The sequence below is a fragment of the Erythrobacter sp. NE805 genome, assembly GCF_046452355.1.
In the GTDB taxonomy this organism is placed as follows: domain Bacteria; phylum Pseudomonadota; class Alphaproteobacteria; order Sphingomonadales; family Sphingomonadaceae; genus Erythrobacter.
Genome location: NZ_JBKFDI010000003.1, coordinates 109,525 through 129,032, shown reverse-complemented (window position 1 = coordinate 129,032; position 19,508 = coordinate 109,525). Strand labels below are relative to the sequence as shown.

The window sequence follows — 19,508 nt, the reverse complement described above, 5'->3', positions numbered from 1 at the left end:
TCCTCAGGAGGCGCCCCAGGTGACGCCGGTGAGGATCGCGAGCGTCGCAAGGTGGCGCAGGCCGAAGTCGTGCTTGGCGATGGCGCGCACCACCGTCTCGTCACGGCTGAAGGCCGCCTGCTGGTTGCCGCTCGCGTCGACGTAGGCCGCCTCGGTGCTGATCGCGAGCTCGACACCCGACTGCTCGCCGACGAGGACGTTTGCAAAGTCGGCAAGGTAGAGTTCGCTCTCGTTGGTGCCGCCGCCCAGGTTCTCCGGAATCTGGGTGGTGACGCGGTACGGCTTGTTGCGCAGCTGCCCGTTCTGCATTTCGGGGAAGGCATAATTGCCGTTCCCGTCGCGCAGGTTCCAGAGGAACATCATGGTGCGCGGCGACATGATCCAGCCCGGGCGGGTCATCGCGATGTTGGCATTGAGCAGCGCGAGCTCGAGCTTGCCGAGGTCGTTTGTGACGTTGGCGAGGTTCACCGTGCCGTTGGCCGCGATGACGTTGCTCGTGGCGAAGCTCGTGCCGGTCAGGATGTTGCGCATCCCCAGCGGCGAGAACTGCGTCCCCGAACCGCGGATGAAGGCGAGGTCCATGCGGGTCGCCATCGACATCACGAGGTCGTCCCGCACCACCGCATCGGCCTGGGTGCTTGCCGAGGCGAGGAGGTCGTTCGAGATCGGCACCAGCGCCGCCAGCTTCTTGGCCGACAGCTTGGTCTGGCCGAACTGCACGCCGGTCGCGACGATGTTCTGCAGCTCGCCGACGTAGCTGGCGGTGGTGCCGACGTTGATCCGGTTCATGGTGAGGTTGCCGTTGGGGAGCGGCAAGATAACCGGACCGAGCGACAGCACGACGCTGGCAGGACGGAGCAGTTCTATCAGCTCTCCCGAGACGTCCTCGGGGATGAGGAAGCCGCCGGCGGGGCCGGTGAGGCCCGACTGCTGGGCGAACAAGCCGGAGTGGCCCCAGCTTTCGGCGATCGCGACCGCACGCTGGCGGTCCCCGCCGGCTGCCGCGACGGCGCGCATCGCGGCACCGAAACGCAGGCCCTTCTCGGCGACTTGGGCAGGCGCCTTGGCGGCCGGAGTGGCAGGGGTGGAGGGAGCCGCCGGAGTGGCGGGCTCCTGCAGCCGAGCAGCGGCTTCGATCGCCTTCTGGTGGCGTTCGATGCTCTCGTCGAGCGCCTTGATGTCAGCTTCGAGGGCCGCGAATTCCTCCGGCTTCTCGACCGCAGCCTGCAGCGCCTTCACCTTTTCCGCGCGCTGTTCACGGAGGGCCTGGATACTCATGGCCATTTACTCCTTCATGGATGATCCCGGATGCGCCGGGCCGCTTGTCCTCGCGCAGCGCGCTAGGGATTTCTGTACTTGTGCATGCGGGCGATGCGGCTGCGTCGCGCGACTTGATCCGGGTCATTGGCCGCCTCGACCTCGAGTGGCGAAGACGTCGTTTCGGGAACAGAGGGCGCGCGCCCGAACACCGAAAGATCGAAGGCATGCGCTTTGGCAGCCGGCTGTCCGGGCTCCTGCGCGGCGTGCTCGGTGGCGAGCCCGAGGGCGATCGCCTCGGTTGCGGTGAACCAGGTCTCGGCGGCGAGCGCCGCCTCCCAGTCGTAATCCTCGTTCTTCGTCTTGAAGAGCTCGACCTGCTGGCTGTCGAGCTTCTCGAGCACGGCGGCTTGCGCGATCAGGTCGTTGCTGTTGCCCACCGCCCAAGTCCAGGACTTGTGCACCATGATCATCGCGCCCAGCGCCATGATCGCACGGGGCGCGGAAGCGACCAGGAAGCCCGCGGCACTGGCCGCCAGGCCGTCGACATGCACCACCACCTCACCGGGGTAGGCGCGGATCGCCTGGGCCATGGCGATACCGGCGAACGCATCGCCACCGGGCGAGTTTATGTGAACATGAACCCTCGGTGCCGACATCGTCTGCAGCGCCCGGACGAAGCTCTCGGCGCTGGCACCGCCCCACCACTCGGCGTCGGCGTCGCTGCTGACGATGATGTCGTAGATCATCATCCGCGGCTCGTCGTCGTCGGTCGCCTCGACACGCAGGCCTTTGCCCCTACCGCGGTTGGCGCGGTAGAGTGCTTGCAGCTTGTTCATCGCGGGTCCTTTCAGGTTGCCGGTTCGGTGGGATCGGCGGGCGGCGTGTCGCCCGACGGCGCAACGGCGGCTCGCGCCACCGGCTCGACGGAATCGCCGCCATCGACCGGTGGCAGGTTGAAGCGCGCGCGCGCCTCGTTCTGGGTGAAGATCGGCCGCTCGCCGGCCCGGCCAACGCCGGTGCGCAGCGCGTCGGTGAACTCCTTGAACGAGGGCTGCTCGAGCTCGCTCGTGTCGAACTGGCAGAACTTGTTGCCGCGGCGGAAAAGCTTGCGGTTGAACTCGTTGGTGATCGCGTGGAGGTGGCGACGCAGGGTGTAGCGGACGAAGCCCGACCCCATCGCCTCCACCCCGCTCCCCCAACTGGTGGTCTTTTCGTTGTGCCCGATCATCCACGGCGGGACGCCGTAGATCCGGGCGATCTCCTCGACCTGGAACTTGCGCGAATCCAGCAGCTGCGCGTCGTCGGGCGAGACCGACAGCGCGTTGGCCTTGGCGCCGCCGAACAGAAGCATCGGCTTGCCGACGTTCTGCACGCCGCCGTAGTTCTGGTTGACCTTGGCGCGCAGCTCCTCGACCTCGGCCGCTGGCGGCTCGCTCGGGAACTCGAGCGTGATGCTCGGCATCATCCCGTTGGCGAAGAACCGCCCGCTCGCATCCTGCGCTGCCAGCGCCGTCCCGGCCGAGCCGCGGAGCTCGAACTGCAGCACACTGGGGCTCGTCACCCCGTCGAACCCGTCCCCGGCGACATGGATCATGTCGTCCTGGTCGTAGTACCAGACCTTCGCCTCGGTCGATCGCGCATGCGGCAGCACGCCGTAGATCAGACGGCCGCTCTCCATCAGGTAGGTGACCACCCGCGACTTCGCGACCGGCACCAGGCCGAGCACCGCGCCTGCGGCGTTGCGCTCGATCGTGGCATAGGCATCGCCGTGGTAGAGACGGCTGCGCATCAGGTGATCCCACCCGGCGGCGGCCGACCATTGCGGATGCCACTGCTCGTTGAGCACCCACCAGAGGTCCTCGTTCCAGAGCTGCGACTTCGCGCCGTTCTGGAAGTTCATCTGGTAGAGGTTCATCGGCAGCGCCGAGACCGCCCCGGCGAGCAGCTTGACGCAGGCGTTGACCGCGCTGATGCTGGCCGCCGTGCTCTCGTTGACCACCGGCAGTCCGGTGCCCGCCGAGCCCCCGACCGTGATGAAGTTCCCGCCTCCGGTGCGGATCACCGAACCGGCCGGCAGCTTGTCGGTCCGCGCCTCGGGGGCTTGCGGCCAGAAGAAGTCGAGGAACTTCATAGGAAGATCACTCCCGCCTTCTTCGCAGTTGCCGCCACCGGGCCGAGCTCGAGCATCTGCACCGCGTTGAGCAGCGCGATCAGCGGGTCGATCTTCGCCACGCCCGCGCGCTCCTTGGCGATGTAGAGGTTGCTGCCGCGCAGCTCGGCCTTCGCATTGGACACACACCAGGCCATCAGGCGGCTGCCCCCGTGGCGCAGCATCCCATCGACCAGCTTGAACTCTATCGTCTTGATCGTGCCGGTCAGGCCGACACCCTGCCGCACCGAGGCGATCGAACCGCCCTTGCGGGTCACCTCGTCATAGGTCTCGAAGCCCGACGCGACGAGCGCATCGACCAGCGTCCCCATGCCCCAGCTGTCGAGACCGACCGCGCCGACCTCGGGCATCTTGCCCGTCTCTCGCAAGGCCACCGCCCGGCGCGCGACCAGGTCCACGATCTCCTGCCCGGTGTCGGTGAAGGTCAGGTCACCGTCGGCGGCAAACCCTTCCAGCAGCGAGGCGATGTCCTTGCGCCGATCAAGCACCACCCGGCGGGCGAAGGCATGCGCCCAGGCCAGCCAGATCCCGGTGTCCCGCTCGCGCCCGGCAACCGCCAGGCCGAACAGGTCGTCCGCACCGCCGCCGTCGATGCCGGCAACGATCACTTCCGAGCGGTCGATCAGCTGCTCGAGCGTCAACCCGGGCTCGGTCGCATCTTCCCAGTAGTCCGCTGCCATCCACCGATCGCGGCGCAGCCTCAGGCCGATCTCGACGTTGAGGTTCTTCGCGAGGAAGATCTGCAATCCCTCGCCGTCGCCGCGCTGCTCCTTGGCAAGCTCGGCCTCGAGATATTCGCGCGTGACCGACCGCCCCAGGTGGGGATTGGTCACCCCGAAATTCGCCGGGTCGAGGTACGCCTTGTCCTCCAGCATCTCCTCTGGCCACTCGTAGAGCACCCCGAGGGTCTCGGGATCGTCGATCACCCCGTCCCGCACGTCGCGGAAATAGGCGAGTTCCGTTTTGAACACGCCCGCGGGCGGCTCGTCCGAATGCGTCGTGACGTAGAGCACGAAACCCTCGGGGCGGGCCGCCAGCCCGCCCAGCGCCTCGCGCAGCATCGCGGCAGATTTCGGCTTCTTGCCGAACAGCCAGAGCTCCTCGACCAGCACCATGCCGGCCTTCTTGCCCGAGGCCGTGTCGCTGTCCGCGGCGATGATCTTGAGCTCGGCCCCGGTGACCCGGTGCTTGATGGTGCGCCGGTTCTCGATGATGTGGAGCAACTTGCTCAGCTCCGGATCCGCGCGGACCATGCCGCACGCCGGGGCGAAGCTGTTGCCCGCGATCTCGATCGTCGGCGCGAGGATCATCAGCTCGGCATTGTGCCGCCAGTTGATGATCAACGCGGTGAGCATGACGCCCGCCGCGATCGTCGACTTGCCGTTCTTCTTGCTGATCAGCAGCATGAAGCGGCGGATGAGCCGCCGCCCCGTCTTCGGATCCTCGGCCCCGAAAATCGCCGCGACCAAGTCGATGACACGCTGGTCGACCACCTCACCGAGCGTCGGCCAGGTGTCGTCCTTCTTCTTCGCGAGGTCGGTGACCTGCAAGCTGCAGAACACGCCGAGCGCGTCGTTGGCCTTGTCCGGGAACAGCGGCGCCAGCGGCACCAGGCTATCCCCGGCGACGATCCGCTCGCGCCAGTCGGGGCAAGCGGTCGACCACTTCACGAGGCGCGCCTCACTGGATCAGCAGCGACGGGGCCTCGCGCGGAGCAAAGCGCCCACCGACGTTGCCGGCGGCTTCGCGCTGCTGCTCCTTCTTGCCCTTCTGCGCCGGCTTGTCCGCCTGGCGACGATCCTTGACCACCGCCGCGGCGAAGCGCGCCGTGCGGGCATCGTCGCAACGGTCGAGGAGCGCCTTGGTCGCGGCCGTGCTTCCGTTTGCCGACTGATCGAACAGCTTGGCGAGCTGGTCGGCCTCGAGCCGATCGAGCAGAGCTTGCCGCTGCTGGACCTCTGAAAAATAATGCTTCCTCAGCGTCGGTTGCGTGACGCCGATTGCCGCAGCGACTGCTTCGACACTCCGGCCGATCGCGAACAACATGCTGACGCGCTTGGCATTTTCCGGCGTCCGAACATGCTCGGGGCGCCCGCGCCTCGCTTTACGGACAAGGACAGGGCAGCCGAACAGGTCGACCTCTCCTGAAAATTCCTGATCCATGAAAAAAATCTCCGAATGAGATGAGCGGCGGTTTCCCGGCTCGTCGACCTCCAGACTTTCGACCACCCCCCTACCGCTTGGCCTCCGAGACCCGCGCCAGCCTCGCCCGCGCCGTCTTCGCGTTGTGGCAGCCGCCGCAGTACCACTTAGCCCCCTCGTGAGGAGGAAAGTCCGCCCCACCATCCCGCCGCTCGACCACATGGTCCAGCACCAGCTTGTGCCGCGACCCGCACACCGAGCACCACACGCCGCCCTGACGCCGCACCGTCTCGGCCTTGTGCGCCGCCCGATACGCCCGCCACTCGGCCGACTGGTAGAAGCTCTCCGCCTTCTTCGGCAGCGCCGCCACCCGGACAGGAGGACGGCCGATCCGACCCGGCAATCGCTTGAGAGCCATCACCGGATCAACCGCGCCAAGTCCGAGAGAGAGAAGACCGCTTCGACCGGCACCGCGCCGCCAGGGAGGGGGGCTCGAGGCAACGCGGTGCCGGTGCCGGCGCACCGCCCGAACGCTCGCGTCCAGGCTATCCCCCGGATACCCCTCGCAGACGGGGGAGAGAAACCGCGATCTTTAGGGGGGAGGAAAACTCCACCGTTGACTTTCCGCAAGTCGAGCATTTCCGCGCCCTTCAACGGGGGAGAAGATCGACGAAAGCGCACCCCTCGCGCGCCAGCACCGCGCGGAAGTGCCGCACCGGCACCCCGTTGACCCGGCACACCAGCTTGGCCAGCGCCTCGCGATAGCGCCGCGCGAGCCGCTGGCGGCTGTAGGGATAGGCCACGCGCCGCTTGATGCGCGGCCAGTCCTTCGGCTCGCCCCGCGACAGGTGGAAGCTCGCCTCCCACACGATCGCGCGATCCAACCCATCCTCGAGCAGCTCGAGCCACCCGCGCAGCTCCTCGAGCCGCGCCACCTCCACCGAGCGCAGCGGCGTCCTCGGCCGCAGGCTGTCGACCTTGCGCACCAGCAGCTCCTTGCCGGCAGCAATGGTGAGCAGCGTCTCCGAATACTCGACATTCCCGGCCGCAACGTCGTCGCCCGTCGCCTGCGCCAGATGCCACGGCCCATCCTTCGCCCAGGGCGACACCGCCAGCGACCGCCCACCCGAAGGCGCCCGCCACTCAAGATCGCGCAGCTCGGCCAACGCCTCCTCCATCGCACCCAAGGTCAACACCGCCTGTCCCATGTCTCAATGCTCCGATGATGGTTTCAGGGAGGAAGGGAGGATTGATGCAGATACAGCCACACATGCGCGCGCACACATGACCGCCAACTGGAGGGAATTCCTCCCTTCCTCCCTGAACCTCCCTGAACCTTGCAAATTCAATACCTTGGCGCGGGGAGGATGCGGGGAGGAAGGGAGCTTTGCCCGTCCCCGCAATCGCCTGCATCGATCAATCCCGCGCCTTCATTCGCCGCGCTCGATGATGAAACCGACGATAAGGACGACGATCCTCCCCGGCTCCCCAATTCCTCCCCGGAAACCTCCCTGTTGAGGACGAGCCCCTGCCACGCCGGCAGATAGGCCCGGCAGGCACAGTCGAGCTCGAGGCAGACAACGGTGGGCTTTTGCCCCGGGTGACGCACCAGATTGACGGCGCGAGAGTTGCAGAGCGGGCAGGGTCGAAGATCACGCATCGCCATCGTCCCACCCGTCGAGGCCGTCCCAGCGCTCCTCGTCGATCGGCGGTGGCGCAAAAGGCCGGTTGGCGAGCCCGTCCTCGGGTGGCGGCGCAGCAGGCGGCGAGGTCGCGGCGGACTGCCGCTTGGCATCCGTCTCGAGCTCCGCCTCGGTCTTCAACCGTATGCCGAGCCGCACCTTCACCCCGTTCGACTTCCGCGCGCGGTGCTGCCGCTCGTCGAGCTGGGTGCCGAACGCCCTGATCTTCGGGATCTTGTCCTCGTCGATGCCGATCTCGTCGCGGCAATAGCGGGCGAAATCCTCGTGCAGGCGGGTGATCTGCTCGCGCAGCTGCTCGGCATTACCGACGACGCAGCGCGCCCGGTACCATTCGCCAAAAGGGTCCGAGCTGTTGCGATAGCTCTCGCGCACCTCCACCGCCCGCTCGCTCTCGCACAGCGTCCGCTCGGACAGCCACGCCAGCGCCCCGCCGATCATCCAGTTGAGGATGCCGGACCGCTCGGCCAGCATCTCGGCCTTGAGGCCCTCGAAATCGCCCTGCTCGGCGCGGCTGAGCTGCACCGGCCATTCCAGCACCTTGCAGCGCCGCCAGAAGCCGTCGTCCGACGTCGGCACGCGCGGAAAGGTGTTGCACTCGACGATCGCCAGCCACCCGGGCCGGATCTCGCGGCTCGCCTCGCGCAGCGCGCGCACGGTCATCTTCCCGCCGCCGGTCATCTGCTTGATGATCTTGGAGTTCCAGACCGACCCGCGCTCCGGCTCGTCGCAGGTGACGAGCCGCGTGTCGCCGGCGAGCCGCGCGAGGTCTTCCGAGTGGTCGGAGCCGGACTTGCGCCCGCCCTGCAGGAAGCTCTGGACGTCCGCGTGCTTGTAGTAATCGCCGAAGATGCCCGACAGGATCACATGGGTCAGCGATTTGCCGTCACCGCCCTTGCCTTGGGCGACGATGAAGACCTGCTCCGACCTGAGCCCCTGCAGCGCATAGCCGAAGATCCGCCGCATGAACTCGCGCTGGTCGGATTCGGGCTGCAGCCGCTCGATGCGCTTCAGCCACTTGGGGCAGGTGGCGGCGGGATCGTAATCGACCTCGGCCATGCGGCTGATCATGTCGTTGGGGTCGTGGGGGTCGAGACGCACCGACCAGCCCTCGGGCCCCTCGACGAAGCGCAGGGTGCCGTTGCGCACGTTCACCGCCAAGGGCTCGGTGTCGAAGGCGTCGACGCTCACCGCCAGCAGCGGCCACGCCTTGTCGAGCATCCCCCGCGCGCGATTGGCATTGCCCGAATCCCGCGCCCACTTGCGCAGCTCGGTGAGCCGCTCGTTGGCGACCTCGGCGGTCATCCCCTGCGGCAGCTTCTGATCGGAGATCTGGCGATAGAGCGCCTTGGCCTCCTCGTGGAGACAGGCGGCGACGTCGTCGGTCGCGAGGCGCGCGCGAAGCATCCCGATATCGGTGCGCCAGCGCCCGTCCTGATAGGCGATCCAGTAGCCGATGCCATTGCCGAGATCGACCCAGCGCAGCAGCCCCTGCGATCGCTTGGCGAGCCGCTGGGCGTTCCCGGCATCCGAGGTCGGATACCAGGCGAGCTCGAGCGGATCGGGCGGCGTCATGACGTGCAACTGTCCCACTTATTCCCCCAGTCCTGAGGCCAGCCACGCGGCGTTGCGGGCGGCGTTCTTCGTCGCGGCGGCGCTCTTGCGGCCCGCCTTCTCCTGCGTGGGATCGAACTTGACGGGGGCAGGCAGGCCTAGTCGGCCTACCGCTCCGCTGCTTGAGGCCGGCGGCCCGCCGCGCCCCTCGATCGTCCCGCGGTAAAGGTGGAACAGCGCCTCGCCCGCGCGCATCGCGTCGGCGCCGTGCCTGGCGCACTTCTCGATCCAGCGGACGACGCGGGTGAGGGCGGGGGCGTCGAAGCCCTCGGAGGCGGCCAGCGCCTTGCGCGCCTTCTCCTGCGCGCGCAGCAGCGCGATCTCGGCCCGAATGTCGAGGATCACCGCGACATGCTCGGCGAGGCTGGCCGCCTGCGCCGGATCCCCGATCCCCTCGACCTGCTCGGCAAGGATCGCGATCGCGAGCTCGCGCGCGGCCTCGGACGGCTCGACGGGCCGCACCGGCCCGGCCAGCCCGCCCAGCGCCGCCTCGTAGGTCTCGAGCAGCATGTCGGCCTCGGCCCGGTCGTCGGGCTCCATCGCCCGCCGCGCGATCACCTTGCGGATGGTGGTCGGGCAATAACCGACCGCCTTCGCCTCGGCATAGACGTCCTTGCGGTCCTGCTGCAGGCCCGCAATCTCCTCGCTGATGCGCTCGATCCGCTCGACATAGAGGCGCAGCCGATCGTCGCTCATGGCACTAACCCGATCTTACTCATCAGGTCGCGCCAGTCGAACCAGCCCCAAGAGCATCCGCATTCATCATCGAGCGCTGGGAATGCCTCGTCAGCGGAATACTCAGGGGCGTCGTCGCACTCGCAGGGCTGCTCCTCGCACTCATCGCAGTAGGCGCGAGCGCACCCACATTCCTCTTCGATCGCCGTTAGGATGTCATCAAGGTGCTCTCCGACTGTCTCGCCGTCGTGCCAGTTGCTTGCGTGCCAACCGCTGTGAACGCGAACGACATGATAGTTCGGGCGCTGGTTGATCGTGGAGATGCAAAGCAGTCTCAGCCCGTCGCCGAACGAGCGCTCACAGACGTAGGGCGTGAGCATCCCGCTATCGCCATGCGTCCACAGTGAGCCGAGGAAGGGCACCTCGATCACTTCCTTGAGCATCTGCAAGTTGAGCAGATCCCCAATCACCATGTCACGCGCAGCGACGGCAGGCACCACATCGACGCGCCAGTGTTCCTGCGGGTTGTGATAGCGCCCGTCGACGTGGAGCATGATGGTTTCCGGCCGTGATCCATCGCCCGCTACGGTCGCATAGTCTCGGCCATACTTGGTCAGAACGACCCGCTGGCCTTCGATGAATTCGCTCATGCCGCCCTCCCGATCCGCTCGGCGAGGCTCGGCTGCGCGCTCCCGGCCGGGCGGCGCGCCCCATCGAAGGCCGCGCGGATGTCCACCGCCCCGCCGGCGAGCAGAAGGTCGCTGAAATCGACGTTGGCGGGCTCGGCCACGACACCGTCCACCCAGCGCTCCACCACGGAAAGCGGATAGGCGACCCGGCAGCCGTGGAGCACCGCCACCTCGCGCGCCTTGTCGACGCCGGGGTTCTGATAGGGCTGGCCGCGCTCCTCCATCCGGGTGCCGGTCAGGTGATCGTCGTCGGCCGCGATCACCCAGTCGGCGCGCGGATGACGATCGACACAGGCGGCCACGACCTCGCCGAGATTGGCGGTGTTGAACGCGACCACCACCGGACCGGCGCCCAGCGCCTGGGCGATCGCATCGCCGGTGGCATAGCCTTCGCAGACCACGCCGCGGGCAAAGCCGAGCCGCGGCTCGATCACCGTCATGAGGCCGAGGATCCGCCCGCCCTTCACGAAGCGCTTCGTCCCGTCAGGATAGATGCGCTGCAGATTCCAGAGCACCCCCTCGATGTCGCGCATCGGCACCAGCAGCGCCTCGCCCGATTGCCGCAGCCCGGCGACCTTCATCCGCTTTGTCGCGGCATAGGGATGCGCGGGATCGGCAGCCGACGACGCCGCCCAGGTCGCTCGCGCCTCCCGCGCGACGTATTCCTGTGTGCTGGCCTGCTCGCGCGCCCGCCGCGCCTCCTCGGCCGCGATCTGCTCGCGCAGCCGGGCGCGCTCCTCCGGCGAGAGCGGCGGGCCCTCGCGCTTCGCCGACCAGGTGATCGTGCCGGTGTTCTGCTTGTGGTTGCCATAGGCCCCGCCGGGACGCTCCCCGTCGAAGAAGATCGCCCAGCCATTGCGCTTGCGGCCGTCGCCCTGGCAGCGAAAGCGCACGATCTTGCCGCCGACGAGCTTCCCCGCGATCGGCTCGACCGGCACCACGCCCGCCGCCGTCATCGCGGCGATGAAGTCCTGAACGCCCGCACTCACGCCGCGCGTCCTTGCCGGCCTACCGCAACGCTGCTTGAGGCCGAGAGGTCCCGCAGCTTGCACCAGGCGCTGGCGCACCGCTTCGCCTTGTCGGGCGAGACGAGCTTTTCGCACTGCGCGCAGAACTGGGCGCCGGCCTTGCGCTGCTCGTAGCCGTCGCCAAAGGCCGAGCCGCCGCCGCTGATCAACGGCACCGGATTCGAACCGAGATAGGGAACGGCAGGCACACTGCCGCTCGCCATCGCGCTGCGCAGGACATGCGCCATGGCCGCCACGCGCCCGACGCCCGAACCCGCCATCTCCTCGAGCGCGGCCGAGCGCCACTGACCCTGCGTCTTCGCGCCAAGCACCTCGATCAGGCGCGTGAGCCCGGCATCGTCGATCGTGTCCTGCTCGGGCTTGCCCGCGCAGACCGTGGCGAGGCCGGGGAAGATCGTGCCGGCATAGATCAGCACCTCGCCCTTGAAGGCGTTCGCCATGAGCGTCAGCGCCAGTTCGGTCGCCGCCGCGCCGTGGGTCTTCCAGGCCGCGCGGATCCCGCCGATGTTGGCGAGCTGGCTGGGCTTCCACGAGGTCGGGTTGCCATGCGGCGCCAGCGTCAGGCCAGCCCGCTCCATCGCCGCGCCGATCGCCATGCAATCCGCATCGCCGCCGACCAGCGCCGCGCGGAACTTGTCGATCGCCGAGACCGGACGCCGGCGATCGTTGAGATCGCCGAACAGCTGCGCCTCCTCGGCGACGTCGGCAAACTCCTCGATGAGGCAGGGCAGCTGCTGGATGTCGCCGCGCAGCTTCGCGGCAGCGAGCCGGTGCTGCCCGTCGACCACATAGAGCCGCCCCTCGCGCCGCGAGACGGTCAGCACCTGCGCCCGGCCCCAATGCCAGTTAAGCGCGATATCCGCGATCAGCGCCTGGCTCTCGGGATTGTCGATCGAGCGCTGATAGGTGGGATCGATCTCGAGCTGACCGGGGAGGCAATACTGCATCACCGCGAGCGTGCCGCGCGGCGGCCGCATCGCTTCCCGTGTGAAGGTCTTCGCCATCAGGCGGCCCTCCCTTCGGCTTCGACATCGACCTCGGCGAGCGAAGGCCCGCGGATCGGATAGGGCCCGGTATAGGCGCGCGGCCGCTCAGGATCGGCCATCGCCTGACCGACCATCAGGGTGCGCAGCGCCGCGCCCAGCTCGGCGTGCAGCTGCGCGGCCTCTGCGCGGGTCAGCACCCGGAGCTTCGGGGTGCCGTGCGCCGGGCGCTCCTGGACCTCGATTAGCACGCCCTTGAGGCCGAGGTCGCCATAGCCCTGCGGCCGGGCGAAAGCCCGAAACTCCCGCTCGCCCATCGTCACACCCGCATCGGCATGAGGACGCAGCGGAACGCCGTGTCCGCCGGGTCATGGATCGCCGCTGGCGCGTGCTCGTGGCTCGCATCGAGATCGAACTGGACCTCCTCGCCGCGCAGCGAAGTCAGGCAATCCAGAAGATACTGCCCGTTGAAGCCGACGATCATCGTCTCGGGCTTGAAGCCATGCTCGGCCGGAACGACGAAGGACCCGTCCCCGAGGTCGATTGCTCGCGTGGACAGGCGCACACCGCCATCGACCGCCTCGATCTTGAGCGCGCGCACCTTGCCATCGGCCAGCGCGACCAGCCCCCTGATCGCCCGCAGCAACTCGGAACGGGAAGCGCGGATCGTGTGCGCGAAGGTCGAAGGAATGACCCGGGTGTATTCGGGATAGGTGCCGTCGATCAGCTTGCTGGTGAGCGCGAGCCGCGCGGGTCCGACCTTGCCGGCGACACTCACCAGCGGGGCACCTCCAAGTTCGGGAGCCAGACCTTTGTCCGGCTTGTTCTCGAGCAGCCGCCGGCCATAGGTCAGGCGCACCGCATCCTTCGTCCTGGCGAAGTGCCTCATCACGGTGTTGACGAAGCGGCGGGGGATGACCGTGCGGTCAGGGATTATCCCCACCGCACCCGGCAGCGGAACGTCGGCGATCATCAGCCGGTGCCCGTCGGTGGCCACGAAGCGATAGGTCCATTCGTCGATCCGGTCGACGCAGATCCCGTTGAGGTAGTAGCGGGTCTCCTCGGTCGAGATAGCCGGGATGACGCGGGCGATCAGGGCGAGCTCGGCCTGCCCCAGATCGACTGCGAACTCTTCGTGCCCGATGGGAGCCTGCGTCGGGAAATCGTCCGACGGCATGGTCGCCATCGAGCTGCGGAACTGGCCGCTGGCGATAGGCGCACGAAGATCAGGGCGGCCACCAGGCGCGACGTCGACCAAGGCGGAGAGCGATACCGTATCGCTGTCGAGTTGCCGCAGCGCGCGGCCGACCTTCTCCGGTCCTTTCAAGGCGAAGGGCGCGATAGGTTCGCCGATATAGCCGATTTCCACCGTCGCGAAGGTGTCGAGGTCTGTCGCCTCGAACCGCAGCGCGCCGTTGGCGACGATGTTGACCGTCTGGCAGATCGGAATTGTCGAGCGCCTGTCGGCCACACTCGTCGCCAGATCGAGCGCGCGGGCAAAGGCCCGGCGGTCAGCAATGATCGTCTGCATCACACCATTCTCCTCGTCGACTTGCCGGCGTGTCGGCCGGTCAGGATCGTCACCACCGGGCCGTGCTGCGCGCCGCGCGGTGCGGGCTCGACCGCGATCTTCCCATCGGCTTCGAGCCGCTTCATCAGCCAGCGCACCCGCTCCTTGGCCCGCTCGGAGCGCTGCCCGGTCGCCTCGATCGCGAGCTTCCCGCGCGACGGGCAGGCCTCGCCCTGGACCGCCGCGCCGGTCAGGGCGCGCAGCAGGGCCTTCATCTGGAGGTCGGCAAGATCGGGCTGTCCTTGCGGCTGCACAGGCGCGGTGGTCACGCGCTCCACGATCCACACCGAGACTGCCGCATTGTCCGGATCGCGCGTGAAGAATGGTCGCACCGCGCCTTCGCGGATCCAGCGCTGGACGAGCAGCACCCCGGCTTCCTCGCGCGGGAGGTCAATGCCCCGGGCATACTCGATCCGGTCCCCTGCGTGCGCCTGGTCGAACCATCCGGTCAGCGCTGTCACCGGCCGAACCCATGCCAGGGCAAGGCTGAAAGTGTCCGCTTGATGATCCGCTCGCGCCGCCAGCGCCATGCTACCCCCTCCGAACATCCTAGACCGCCCGCACGCCAGCGCCTTGGCGACCCGCCGCCGAGGCGCTCGAGGCCACGAGCGCCTCGTCATCCACCACCAGAGCGCGCAGCCGGCCGAGGGCACGCAGGGCATCGTCGATCTCGGTCGCGACGGCCGCACTCTCCCCGGCGTCGAGCCGCCCATCGGCGAGCCCCGCGACCACCGCCTGCGCGATCTGGCCGAACTCTGCGGTCGCCTCCGCAAGCTGGACAGCCACGGCCTGTCCTTCGCCGTGGGCCTCGGGCAGAGGGAAGGCGACATGGCCAAGCTGCCGCGCCAGCTCCTCGAGGATCGGCGCCCGCCCGCTCGCCGCCATCGCCAGCTCGTCGAGCGGGCCGAGGTGTTCGCGCTTGGGCAGGTCGTGATCGGTCAGGCAGTTCCAGCGCCCGGCCTGCGTCTCGGACACGCCGCAGACGTGCGCGGCGTTCTTGATCCCTCCGCCGGCCTTGATCGCGGCGCGCACCGCCAGCTTGAGCGAGGGGTTGGGCATCAGGCCGCCGCCTCGCGGGAAACATCGCCGGACATTCCCGGCGACAGAGGCGCGCTCTCAGAGGTAACCCCGACCCGATGAGCCAGTGCCTTGCCCTTCGCATCCGCGACCATCATGCTGCGCCCCGTTCAACAGGGAGTTGCACCCAATGGCCGTTCTCAAAGCTCAGGACATCGACATCGCCGCCGAAGCCGGGCGCATCCGCCTGCGCATCGCGGGAAAAACCCATTACATCGCGGCACGTGACGCGCGGAGCGTCAGCATCGCGCTCGGAAATCTCGCACTCGACACGATGGCCGAAGCCGATCCGGACGATTTTCCCGCAATCCATGACATACGTCTCAGCTTCACCAAGGACGGCACGCCGATCCTGGGCCTCGTCACCAGCGTCGCCGACATTGCGGGCATATTGCCCCATCGGCTTCTTGAAGCATTGGCATCCGCCAGCGCGGCGGCACTGGAGCATGGCCCACCGAAGGGCAGTGCGTAGCTGGATCAGGCGGACCTGCTCGATGTCGGTGGTGGGAAGCGCGCTCATGCCGCGCGATCCTCGGTCGCAGGGGTGAAGCTCGGGACATGACGCGCCGCCTTCACATCATCGCTCAGCTCGGCCGCATCGATCCGGCCGCCCGACAGCGCCTCGATCGCCAGCGCGACGTCCAGCGAGCAGCGCCCTTCGCGTTCGATCACCGACATCCGGCCCCGCGATTGCAGGCCGACGCGCGCGGCAAACTGTTCGAGACTGAGGCCCATCTCGGACCGCAGCTCGGCGATGGTGAAGGGGGTGGCGCTCGTGGTCATGGCGCCTTGTTTCATATTCTGAAACGTTCCGTCAAGTGAAACTTTTTCAGATGCCGATAACGCCCTTCATCTTCAAATCCTGTAACATCGCACGCATGGCAGACCCGGCTCCCGACTGGTTCCTTGCGCAGTGGCTCGCCGCCACCAAGACGACGCAGGCCGCTCTCGGTCGCCGCACCGGATGGGACAAGCGCAAGACCAGTTTTCTGGTCAACGGGCAGCAGGATTACCGCCGGCAGGACGTGAACGAAGCCGCCGCCGCGCTGAGTATCTCGCCCTGGGAGCTGCTGCTCCACCCTGCCGACGCGATGGCAATCCGGCAGGTGAGGGCCGCGATCCGGCTTGCCGCCGACCAGCGCCTTCCCTACAATCCGGGAACAGCAGAGGATTTCCCGGAATGGACGTCACGCGCAACCGGTTAGCCTTGATTGCCCTCGCCGCGACCACCCTTGCCGGATGCTCGGGCGGCAGTGATGAACCGATTACCGGAACCCCGCTCGACGGCATGACGCAGAAAGCGCGCACGACGCGATGCTTCGCCGACTATGAGCGCCTTCGCGATCTCGGCGTCTGGGCCCACGGCGGGGCCGTTCCGGGCGTCAACGAAGCCGCGTGGCAACAGCTCACGGAAGCCGAGCAGACGAACCTTATCACCACCGCCGCCTGCATCGGCCTTGGCGGCAAGGCCGGAACGCGAATCGTCACCGTTCAGGAGGCGGGCGGCGTCCGCGATCTGGCAACGCGCCGAGTGGTTATCGCCCCCTAGTTTCACGGACTGAAACATTCCCCATTGACGGCTGTTTCATTCTGTGAAACAAATCGCCCCGTTCAACAACGGAGGCGAGTATGTCGCGGAAAGTTACGCTCCCGCCCGGGACGGTCTTCAAGACGCTGGTTCCGGAAGGGACCCCAGACATCGTCCTGAGGGGTCCTGTTACCCTGCTCACCGGCGGAGAACCGGTCACAGTAAAGCCGCTCCGGACCGAAGGCTTCCGACGCATTGCGCCGGGGAGGCCGGAATGATCCGCACCAGCCCCAGCATCCGCGCCATCGCGCTCGAGCACTTCAAGGGCCGCTACGCCGCCGCGCAGAAGCAGGCGCGCGACATGGGCGAGAGCTGGCCCGGCGATCCGGCCAACGAGAACCTGCGCCTCTGGCTCGCCATCGCGCTCGCCGCCGGCGTCGGCCGCGATCTCCCGCGCGAGGTCTGCGCCGCGATCGAGGTGAAGTGCCTCTTCCCGGTCGGCGCCCGCTACCTGCCGACCGCCGACAGGATCGCCAGGGAGCACGCCTGGAAGGGTGAGCTCGCCCGCGCCCGCGACGTCGCGCTCGCAAAGTCCGAACAGCGCCCGCGCAACATCCGCGCCGAACAGCGCGCCCGCGACCTCGTCATCCTCGCCGATGCCCTCGGCGCCCCACCCATCGACTGGTCCCGCGCCGCCCAGGCCGGGGTGCCCGATGCCGACATGGCCCAGAAGTGGGGGATCGCGGCATGAGCAAGCCCAGCCTGCACGAGATCGCGGCCATGCCGTTTCCGGCGTCGATCGGTGCCATGCGCAAACACTACGTCCATGACTGGGCGAAGCCGCTGCCCGAGGGCGCGACCGAGAAGGCGCGCTACGAGGTGACTCTCGACCTGACGGTCACGAGCCGTGAGGTCGAGATCATCGAGGTCGAAGCCTGGTCGGAAGACGAAGCGCTTGAAGCTGCCGAAGCGGAAGCGTGGCGGATTTACTCCCATTCAGACGTCATTGCGGTCGAAGAAGGCAAGGTCAGGAAGCTTGAGGTAGAGCAATGACCGAGCGCCCCGACACCGGCACCCGCATCATGGTCGCCACGATCATGATGATCGTGATCCTGAGCTACATCTCGGCGGGCGAGGGCATCTGGGCCTTCGCACACAGGCCGCTGCCATGACCACCCGCTCCGAACAGCGCTGGCAGTTCGCCGCCGGCGTCCTCGCGGGGGTCATCCTCCTCCAGATGTTCATCCCGGCGCTCCCCGCCGTCATCGAAAGGCTCAGCCAATGAGCACCCGCTTCAACCGCGGCCGCATCGCGACGCGCAACGGCCGCCCCGCCTACCTCATCCCGATCGTCCGCAGCCGCCCGCCGGTCACCAACCGCGAATGGCAGGAACAGCGCCAGCGCGCCCGCGAGGCCGACATCTTCGAGAAGCTCTTCGGAGGCCTGCTGGCCAAGGTGAAGTCGTGAGCGAGGACGACAACAACAAGCTCGCCGACTTCCTGCTCGCCGAGGCCAACCACATCGTGAAGGACATGGCCGGCCACGTCGGCGAGCAGATCTTCGAGGTGCTTAAGCGCAACGGTCTGGCCATGCTGACCGAGGCCGGCGCGACCGGAATGATGACCATCACGGCTCGTGACGTCCTCGAGCAGGCGATCGACCAGTGCAGCCGCGCGGCCGAGGATGACTGCCGCGGAGCGGTAGTGCGCCTCTTCGTCTCGATCCTCAGCGACGAAACGAAGGCCGCCTTGCAAGCCGCTCTCGCCGGGGATGACACCCAATGACCCCCGCCCGCCGCGCCAAGCTCGAGGCCGCGCTCGCGATCATCCGCAACATCAACGATGCCGATGATTGGGCGGCGCTTACCTGCGAAGCCCGTGACTCGCTGATGGGGATCGGCGCGCAGTTCGTCTTCGGCAACACCAACACCCTGCGCCTCGCCGGCGTCACCGCCAGCTGCACCTGGGATAACGGCGAGCAGCTCGTCCTTCGCTGGGCCGCCAACGCCCGCAAGGCCCTTGCCGAGGCCGACCCGGCTGACACCAACAGCGAAGAGGAAGAGTGATGGCTGACGGCACCCACATCGAATGGACCGAGGCCACCTGGAACCCGATCACCGGCTGTTCCCTCGCCAGCCCCGGCTGCACCAACTGCTACGCGATGAAGCTCGCCGGCACACGCCTCGCGCAGCACCCGAGCCGCGCCGGCCTGACGCAGGACAGCAGGGCCGGGCCGGTCTGGACGGGCGAGGTCCGCTTCAACGAGCAATGGCTCGACCAGCCCCTGCGCTGGAAGCGCCCGCGCATGATCTTCGTCTGCGCCCACGGCGACCTCTTTCACGAGAGCGTGCCCGACGCGTGGATCGACCGCATCTTCGCGGTGATGGCGCTCTGCCCGCAGCACACCTTCCAGGTGCTCACGAAGCGCTCGGCACGGATGCGCGAGTATCTGCGCCATCGCTGGCAAGAGGAGCGGGCTCCGGAGAACTGGAACGAGGCTGCATTTTACCGCGTGCATGGTGCAGCCGAAGCGCTCGATCTTCATCGGTATCAGGCGTCCAACATCGGCGGTTGCAACTGGTGGCCCCTCCCGAACGTCTGGCTCGGCGTCAGCGTCGAGGACCAGCAGCGCGCCGACGAGCGCATCCCCGACCTGCTCGCCACCCCCGCCGCCGTCCGCTGGATCAGCGCCGAACCCCTGCTAGGGCCGGTCAGCATCATCGATGCGATGTGGGCGCGCGACGCGAAGGATTTGACCGCATCCATCGACTGGGTAGTGGTCGGCGGCGAAAGCGGCGCGGGCGCGCGCCCGATGCACCCCGACTGGGCCCGCTCCCTCCGAAACCAGTGCGCCGCCGCCGGCGTCCCCTTCTTCTTCAAGCAATGGGGCGAGTGGTATCCCGCCTTCGCCAACGATTACGTCGTCGACGCGACAAGCGTCCGCGAGACCCGCGACATCGACGGGGCGGTTGTTCACCGCATCGGTAAGAAGCGCGCCGGGCGCCTGCTCGACGGCGTCGAGCACAACGGGATGCCGAAGCGCTCGTGAAACCCGCCGCGCGCCCTCCCTCGG

General features: G+C 67.9%; 26 protein-coding genes and 1 pseudogene. 10 read left to right on the top strand and 17 right to left on the bottom strand.

The window, feature by feature from the left end:
• Positions 1-3: 3 nt before the first annotated feature.
• The 16 genes and pseudogenes from ACLBKU_RS11990 to ACLBKU_RS11915 form a co-directional block, all read right to left on the bottom strand.
• A complete protein-coding gene (locus ACLBKU_RS11990; RefSeq protein WP_410179791.1) occupies positions 4-1,278 on the bottom strand; it encodes a phage major capsid protein in 1,275 nt (424 codons plus the stop codon).
• 62 nt (positions 1,279-1,340) lie between these two features.
• Positions 1,341-2,096: a head maturation protease, ClpP-related gene (locus tag ACLBKU_RS11985; protein ID WP_410179790.1), complete on the bottom strand. Its 756-nt coding sequence runs from the start codon at positions 2,094-2,096 to the stop codon at positions 1,341-1,343.
• A gap of 11 nt (positions 2,097-2,107) precedes the next feature.
• A complete protein-coding gene (locus ACLBKU_RS11980) occupies positions 2,108-3,391 on the bottom strand; it encodes a phage portal protein (protein WP_410179789.1) in 1,284 nt (427 codons plus the stop codon).
• Positions 3,388-5,100, bottom strand: a complete 1,713-nt coding sequence (locus ACLBKU_RS11975) for a terminase large subunit (RefSeq protein ID WP_410179788.1) — start codon at positions 5,098-5,100, stop codon at positions 3,388-3,390. The genes ACLBKU_RS11980 and ACLBKU_RS11975 overlap by 4 nt, the downstream gene beginning before the upstream one ends.
• Before the next feature lie 10 nt (positions 5,101-5,110).
• Complete coding sequence (locus ACLBKU_RS11970; protein WP_410179787.1) at positions 5,111-5,659, bottom strand: hypothetical protein; 549 nt, start codon at positions 5,657-5,659, stop codon at positions 5,111-5,113.
• A gap of 4 nt (positions 5,660-5,663) precedes the next feature.
• A complete protein-coding gene (locus tag ACLBKU_RS11965) occupies positions 5,664-5,990 on the bottom strand; it encodes a hypothetical protein (RefSeq protein ID WP_410179786.1) in 327 nt (108 codons plus the stop codon).
• A 232-nt stretch (positions 5,991-6,222) separates the two neighbouring features.
• Positions 6,223-6,780: a hypothetical protein gene (locus ACLBKU_RS11960; RefSeq protein WP_410179785.1), complete on the bottom strand. Its 558-nt coding sequence runs from the start codon at positions 6,778-6,780 to the stop codon at positions 6,223-6,225.
• Positions 6,781-7,224: 444 nt separating this feature from the next.
• Entirely contained in the window at positions 7,225-8,847 is a 1,623-nt protein-coding gene (locus ACLBKU_RS11955) for a phage/plasmid primase, P4 family (protein WP_410179784.1), read from the bottom strand.
• Positions 8,848-9,363: 516 nt separating this feature from the next.
• Positions 9,364-9,582: pseudogene (locus ACLBKU_RS11950) on the bottom strand (DUF2312 domain-containing protein); the annotation flags it as partial.
• A complete protein-coding gene (locus tag ACLBKU_RS11945; protein ID WP_410179783.1) occupies positions 9,579-10,211 on the bottom strand; it encodes a hypothetical protein in 633 nt (210 codons plus the stop codon). The pseudogene ACLBKU_RS11950 and the gene ACLBKU_RS11945, both read right to left, overlap by 4 nt.
• Positions 10,208-11,239 (bottom strand): hypothetical protein, encoded by a 1,032-nt coding sequence (locus tag ACLBKU_RS11940; RefSeq protein WP_410179782.1) that lies wholly within the window; start codon positions 11,237-11,239, stop codon positions 10,208-10,210. Before ACLBKU_RS11940 ends, ACLBKU_RS11945 begins: the two co-directional genes overlap by 4 nt.
• Positions 11,236-12,282 carry a DUF6551 family protein gene (locus ACLBKU_RS11935; RefSeq protein ID WP_410179781.1) on the bottom strand — a complete coding sequence of 349 codons (1,047 nt, stop codon included), beginning with the start codon at positions 12,280-12,282 and terminating at the stop codon, positions 11,236-11,238. Before ACLBKU_RS11935 ends, ACLBKU_RS11940 begins: the two co-directional genes overlap by 4 nt.
• Positions 12,282-12,578 carry a hypothetical protein gene (locus tag ACLBKU_RS11930; RefSeq protein WP_410179780.1) on the bottom strand — a complete coding sequence of 99 codons (297 nt, stop codon included), beginning with the start codon at positions 12,576-12,578 and terminating at the stop codon, positions 12,282-12,284. The genes ACLBKU_RS11935 and ACLBKU_RS11930 overlap by 1 nt, the downstream gene beginning before the upstream one ends.
• Before the next feature lie 2 nt (positions 12,579-12,580).
• Positions 12,581-13,792: a DNA polymerase III subunit beta gene (locus ACLBKU_RS11925; RefSeq protein WP_410179779.1), complete on the bottom strand. Its 1,212-nt coding sequence runs from the start codon at positions 13,790-13,792 to the stop codon at positions 12,581-12,583.
• Positions 13,792-14,292 (bottom strand): hypothetical protein, encoded by a 501-nt coding sequence (locus tag ACLBKU_RS11920; RefSeq protein WP_410179778.1) that lies wholly within the window; start codon positions 14,290-14,292, stop codon positions 13,792-13,794. The genes ACLBKU_RS11925 and ACLBKU_RS11920 overlap by 1 nt, the downstream gene beginning before the upstream one ends.
• A gap of 88 nt (positions 14,293-14,380) precedes the next feature.
• Positions 14,381-14,890 (bottom strand): phage regulatory CII family protein, encoded by a 510-nt coding sequence (locus tag ACLBKU_RS11915; protein WP_410179777.1) that lies wholly within the window; start codon positions 14,888-14,890, stop codon positions 14,381-14,383.
• A gap of 148 nt (positions 14,891-15,038) precedes the next feature.
• Here ACLBKU_RS11915 and ACLBKU_RS11910 point away from each other — a divergent pair, with 148 nt between their 5' ends.
• Positions 15,039-15,380, top strand: coding sequence for a hypothetical protein (locus tag ACLBKU_RS11910; protein ID WP_410179776.1), 342 nt, complete (start codon positions 15,039-15,041; stop codon positions 15,378-15,380).
• A 44-nt stretch (positions 15,381-15,424) separates the two neighbouring features.
• Here ACLBKU_RS11910 and ACLBKU_RS11905 read toward each other — a convergent pair whose 3' ends face one another.
• Positions 15,425-15,691, bottom strand: coding sequence for a hypothetical protein (locus tag ACLBKU_RS11905; protein WP_410179775.1), 267 nt, complete (start codon positions 15,689-15,691; stop codon positions 15,425-15,427).
• A 95-nt stretch (positions 15,692-15,786) separates the two neighbouring features.
• Between ACLBKU_RS11905 and ACLBKU_RS11900 the strand changes: the two genes are divergently transcribed.
• The 9 genes from ACLBKU_RS11900 to ACLBKU_RS11860 all read left to right on the top strand — a co-directional run bounded on the left by ACLBKU_RS11900 (position 15,787) and on the right by ACLBKU_RS11860 (position 19,484).
• A complete protein-coding gene (locus ACLBKU_RS11900; RefSeq protein ID WP_410179774.1) occupies positions 15,787-16,113 on the top strand; it encodes a hypothetical protein in 327 nt (108 codons plus the stop codon).
• Positions 16,089-16,457, top strand: coding sequence for a hypothetical protein (locus ACLBKU_RS11895; protein ID WP_410179773.1), 369 nt, complete (start codon positions 16,089-16,091; stop codon positions 16,455-16,457). The genes ACLBKU_RS11900 and ACLBKU_RS11895 overlap by 25 nt, the downstream gene beginning before the upstream one ends.
• A gap of 253 nt (positions 16,458-16,710) precedes the next feature.
• Positions 16,711-17,187, top strand: coding sequence for a hypothetical protein (locus ACLBKU_RS11890; RefSeq protein ID WP_410179772.1), 477 nt, complete (start codon positions 16,711-16,713; stop codon positions 17,185-17,187).
• Positions 17,184-17,489, top strand: a complete 306-nt coding sequence (locus ACLBKU_RS11885; RefSeq protein WP_410179771.1) for a hypothetical protein — start codon at positions 17,184-17,186, stop codon at positions 17,487-17,489. The genes ACLBKU_RS11890 and ACLBKU_RS11885 overlap by 4 nt, the downstream gene beginning before the upstream one ends.
• Positions 17,486-17,608, top strand: a complete 123-nt coding sequence (locus ACLBKU_RS11880; protein ID WP_410179770.1) for a hypothetical protein — start codon at positions 17,486-17,488, stop codon at positions 17,606-17,608. The genes ACLBKU_RS11885 and ACLBKU_RS11880 overlap by 4 nt, the downstream gene beginning before the upstream one ends.
• Positions 17,609-17,717: 109 nt before the next feature.
• Complete coding sequence (locus tag ACLBKU_RS11875; protein ID WP_410179769.1) at positions 17,718-17,903, top strand: hypothetical protein; 186 nt, start codon at positions 17,718-17,720, stop codon at positions 17,901-17,903.
• Positions 17,900-18,220 carry a hypothetical protein gene (locus ACLBKU_RS11870; protein WP_410179768.1) on the top strand — a complete coding sequence of 107 codons (321 nt, stop codon included), beginning with the start codon at positions 17,900-17,902 and terminating at the stop codon, positions 18,218-18,220. The genes ACLBKU_RS11875 and ACLBKU_RS11870 overlap by 4 nt, the downstream gene beginning before the upstream one ends.
• Positions 18,217-18,501 (top strand): hypothetical protein, encoded by a 285-nt coding sequence (locus ACLBKU_RS11865; protein ID WP_410179767.1) that lies wholly within the window; start codon positions 18,217-18,219, stop codon positions 18,499-18,501. The genes ACLBKU_RS11870 and ACLBKU_RS11865 overlap by 4 nt, the downstream gene beginning before the upstream one ends.
• Positions 18,501-19,484, top strand: coding sequence for a phage Gp37/Gp68 family protein (locus ACLBKU_RS11860; RefSeq protein ID WP_410179766.1), 984 nt, complete (start codon positions 18,501-18,503; stop codon positions 19,482-19,484). The genes ACLBKU_RS11865 and ACLBKU_RS11860 overlap by 1 nt, the downstream gene beginning before the upstream one ends.
• The last annotated feature ends 24 nt before the right edge of the window (positions 19,485-19,508 follow it).

Coding starts and splice junctions, on each gene's coding strand:
- ACLBKU_RS11990 (WP_410179791.1), bottom strand. CDS start 1,278: ATGAGTATCCAGGCCCTCCGTGAACAGCGCGCGGAAAAGGTGAAGGCG.
- ACLBKU_RS11985 (WP_410179790.1), bottom strand. CDS start 2,096: ATGAACAAGCTGCAAGCACTCTACCGCGCCAACCGCGGTAGGGGCAAA.
- ACLBKU_RS11980 (WP_410179789.1), bottom strand. CDS start 3,391: ATGAAGTTCCTCGACTTCTTCTGGCCGCAAGCCCCCGAGGCGCGGACC.
- ACLBKU_RS11965 (WP_410179786.1), bottom strand. CDS start 5,990: ATGGCTCTCAAGCGATTGCCGGGTCGGATCGGCCGTCCTCCTGTCCGG.
- ACLBKU_RS11960 (WP_410179785.1), bottom strand. CDS start 6,780: ATGGGACAGGCGGTGTTGACCTTGGGTGCGATGGAGGAGGCGTTGGCC.
- ACLBKU_RS11955 (WP_410179784.1), bottom strand. CDS start 8,847: ATGACGCCGCCCGATCCGCTCGAGCTCGCCTGGTATCCGACCTCGGAT.
- ACLBKU_RS11945 (WP_410179783.1), bottom strand. CDS start 10,211: ATGAGCGAATTCATCGAAGGCCAGCGGGTCGTTCTGACCAAGTATGGC.
- ACLBKU_RS11935 (WP_410179781.1), bottom strand. CDS start 12,282: ATGGCGAAGACCTTCACACGGGAAGCGATGCGGCCGCCGCGCGGCACG.
- ACLBKU_RS11930 (WP_410179780.1), bottom strand. CDS start 12,578: ATGGGCGAGCGGGAGTTTCGGGCTTTCGCCCGGCCGCAGGGCTATGGC.
- ACLBKU_RS11925 (WP_410179779.1), bottom strand. CDS start 13,792: ATGCAGACGATCATTGCTGACCGCCGGGCCTTTGCCCGCGCGCTCGAT.
- ACLBKU_RS11915 (WP_410179777.1), bottom strand. CDS start 14,890: ATGCCCAACCCCTCGCTCAAGCTGGCGGTGCGCGCCGCGATCAAGGCC.
- ACLBKU_RS11910 (WP_410179776.1), top strand. CDS start 15,039: ATGGCCGTTCTCAAAGCTCAGGACATCGACATCGCCGCCGAAGCCGGG.
- ACLBKU_RS11905 (WP_410179775.1), bottom strand. CDS start 15,691: ATGACCACGAGCGCCACCCCCTTCACCATCGCCGAGCTGCGGTCCGAG.
- ACLBKU_RS11900 (WP_410179774.1), top strand. CDS start 15,787: ATGGCAGACCCGGCTCCCGACTGGTTCCTTGCGCAGTGGCTCGCCGCC.
- ACLBKU_RS11895 (WP_410179773.1), top strand. CDS start 16,089: ATGGACGTCACGCGCAACCGGTTAGCCTTGATTGCCCTCGCCGCGACC.
- ACLBKU_RS11890 (WP_410179772.1), top strand. CDS start 16,711: ATGATCCGCACCAGCCCCAGCATCCGCGCCATCGCGCTCGAGCACTTC.
- ACLBKU_RS11885 (WP_410179771.1), top strand. CDS start 17,184: ATGAGCAAGCCCAGCCTGCACGAGATCGCGGCCATGCCGTTTCCGGCG.
- ACLBKU_RS11880 (WP_410179770.1), top strand. CDS start 17,486: ATGACCGAGCGCCCCGACACCGGCACCCGCATCATGGTCGCCACGATC.
- ACLBKU_RS11875 (WP_410179769.1), top strand. CDS start 17,718: ATGAGCACCCGCTTCAACCGCGGCCGCATCGCGACGCGCAACGGCCGC.
- ACLBKU_RS11865 (WP_410179767.1), top strand. CDS start 18,217: ATGACCCCCGCCCGCCGCGCCAAGCTCGAGGCCGCGCTCGCGATCATC.
- ACLBKU_RS11860 (WP_410179766.1), top strand. CDS start 18,501: ATGGCTGACGGCACCCACATCGAATGGACCGAGGCCACCTGGAACCCG.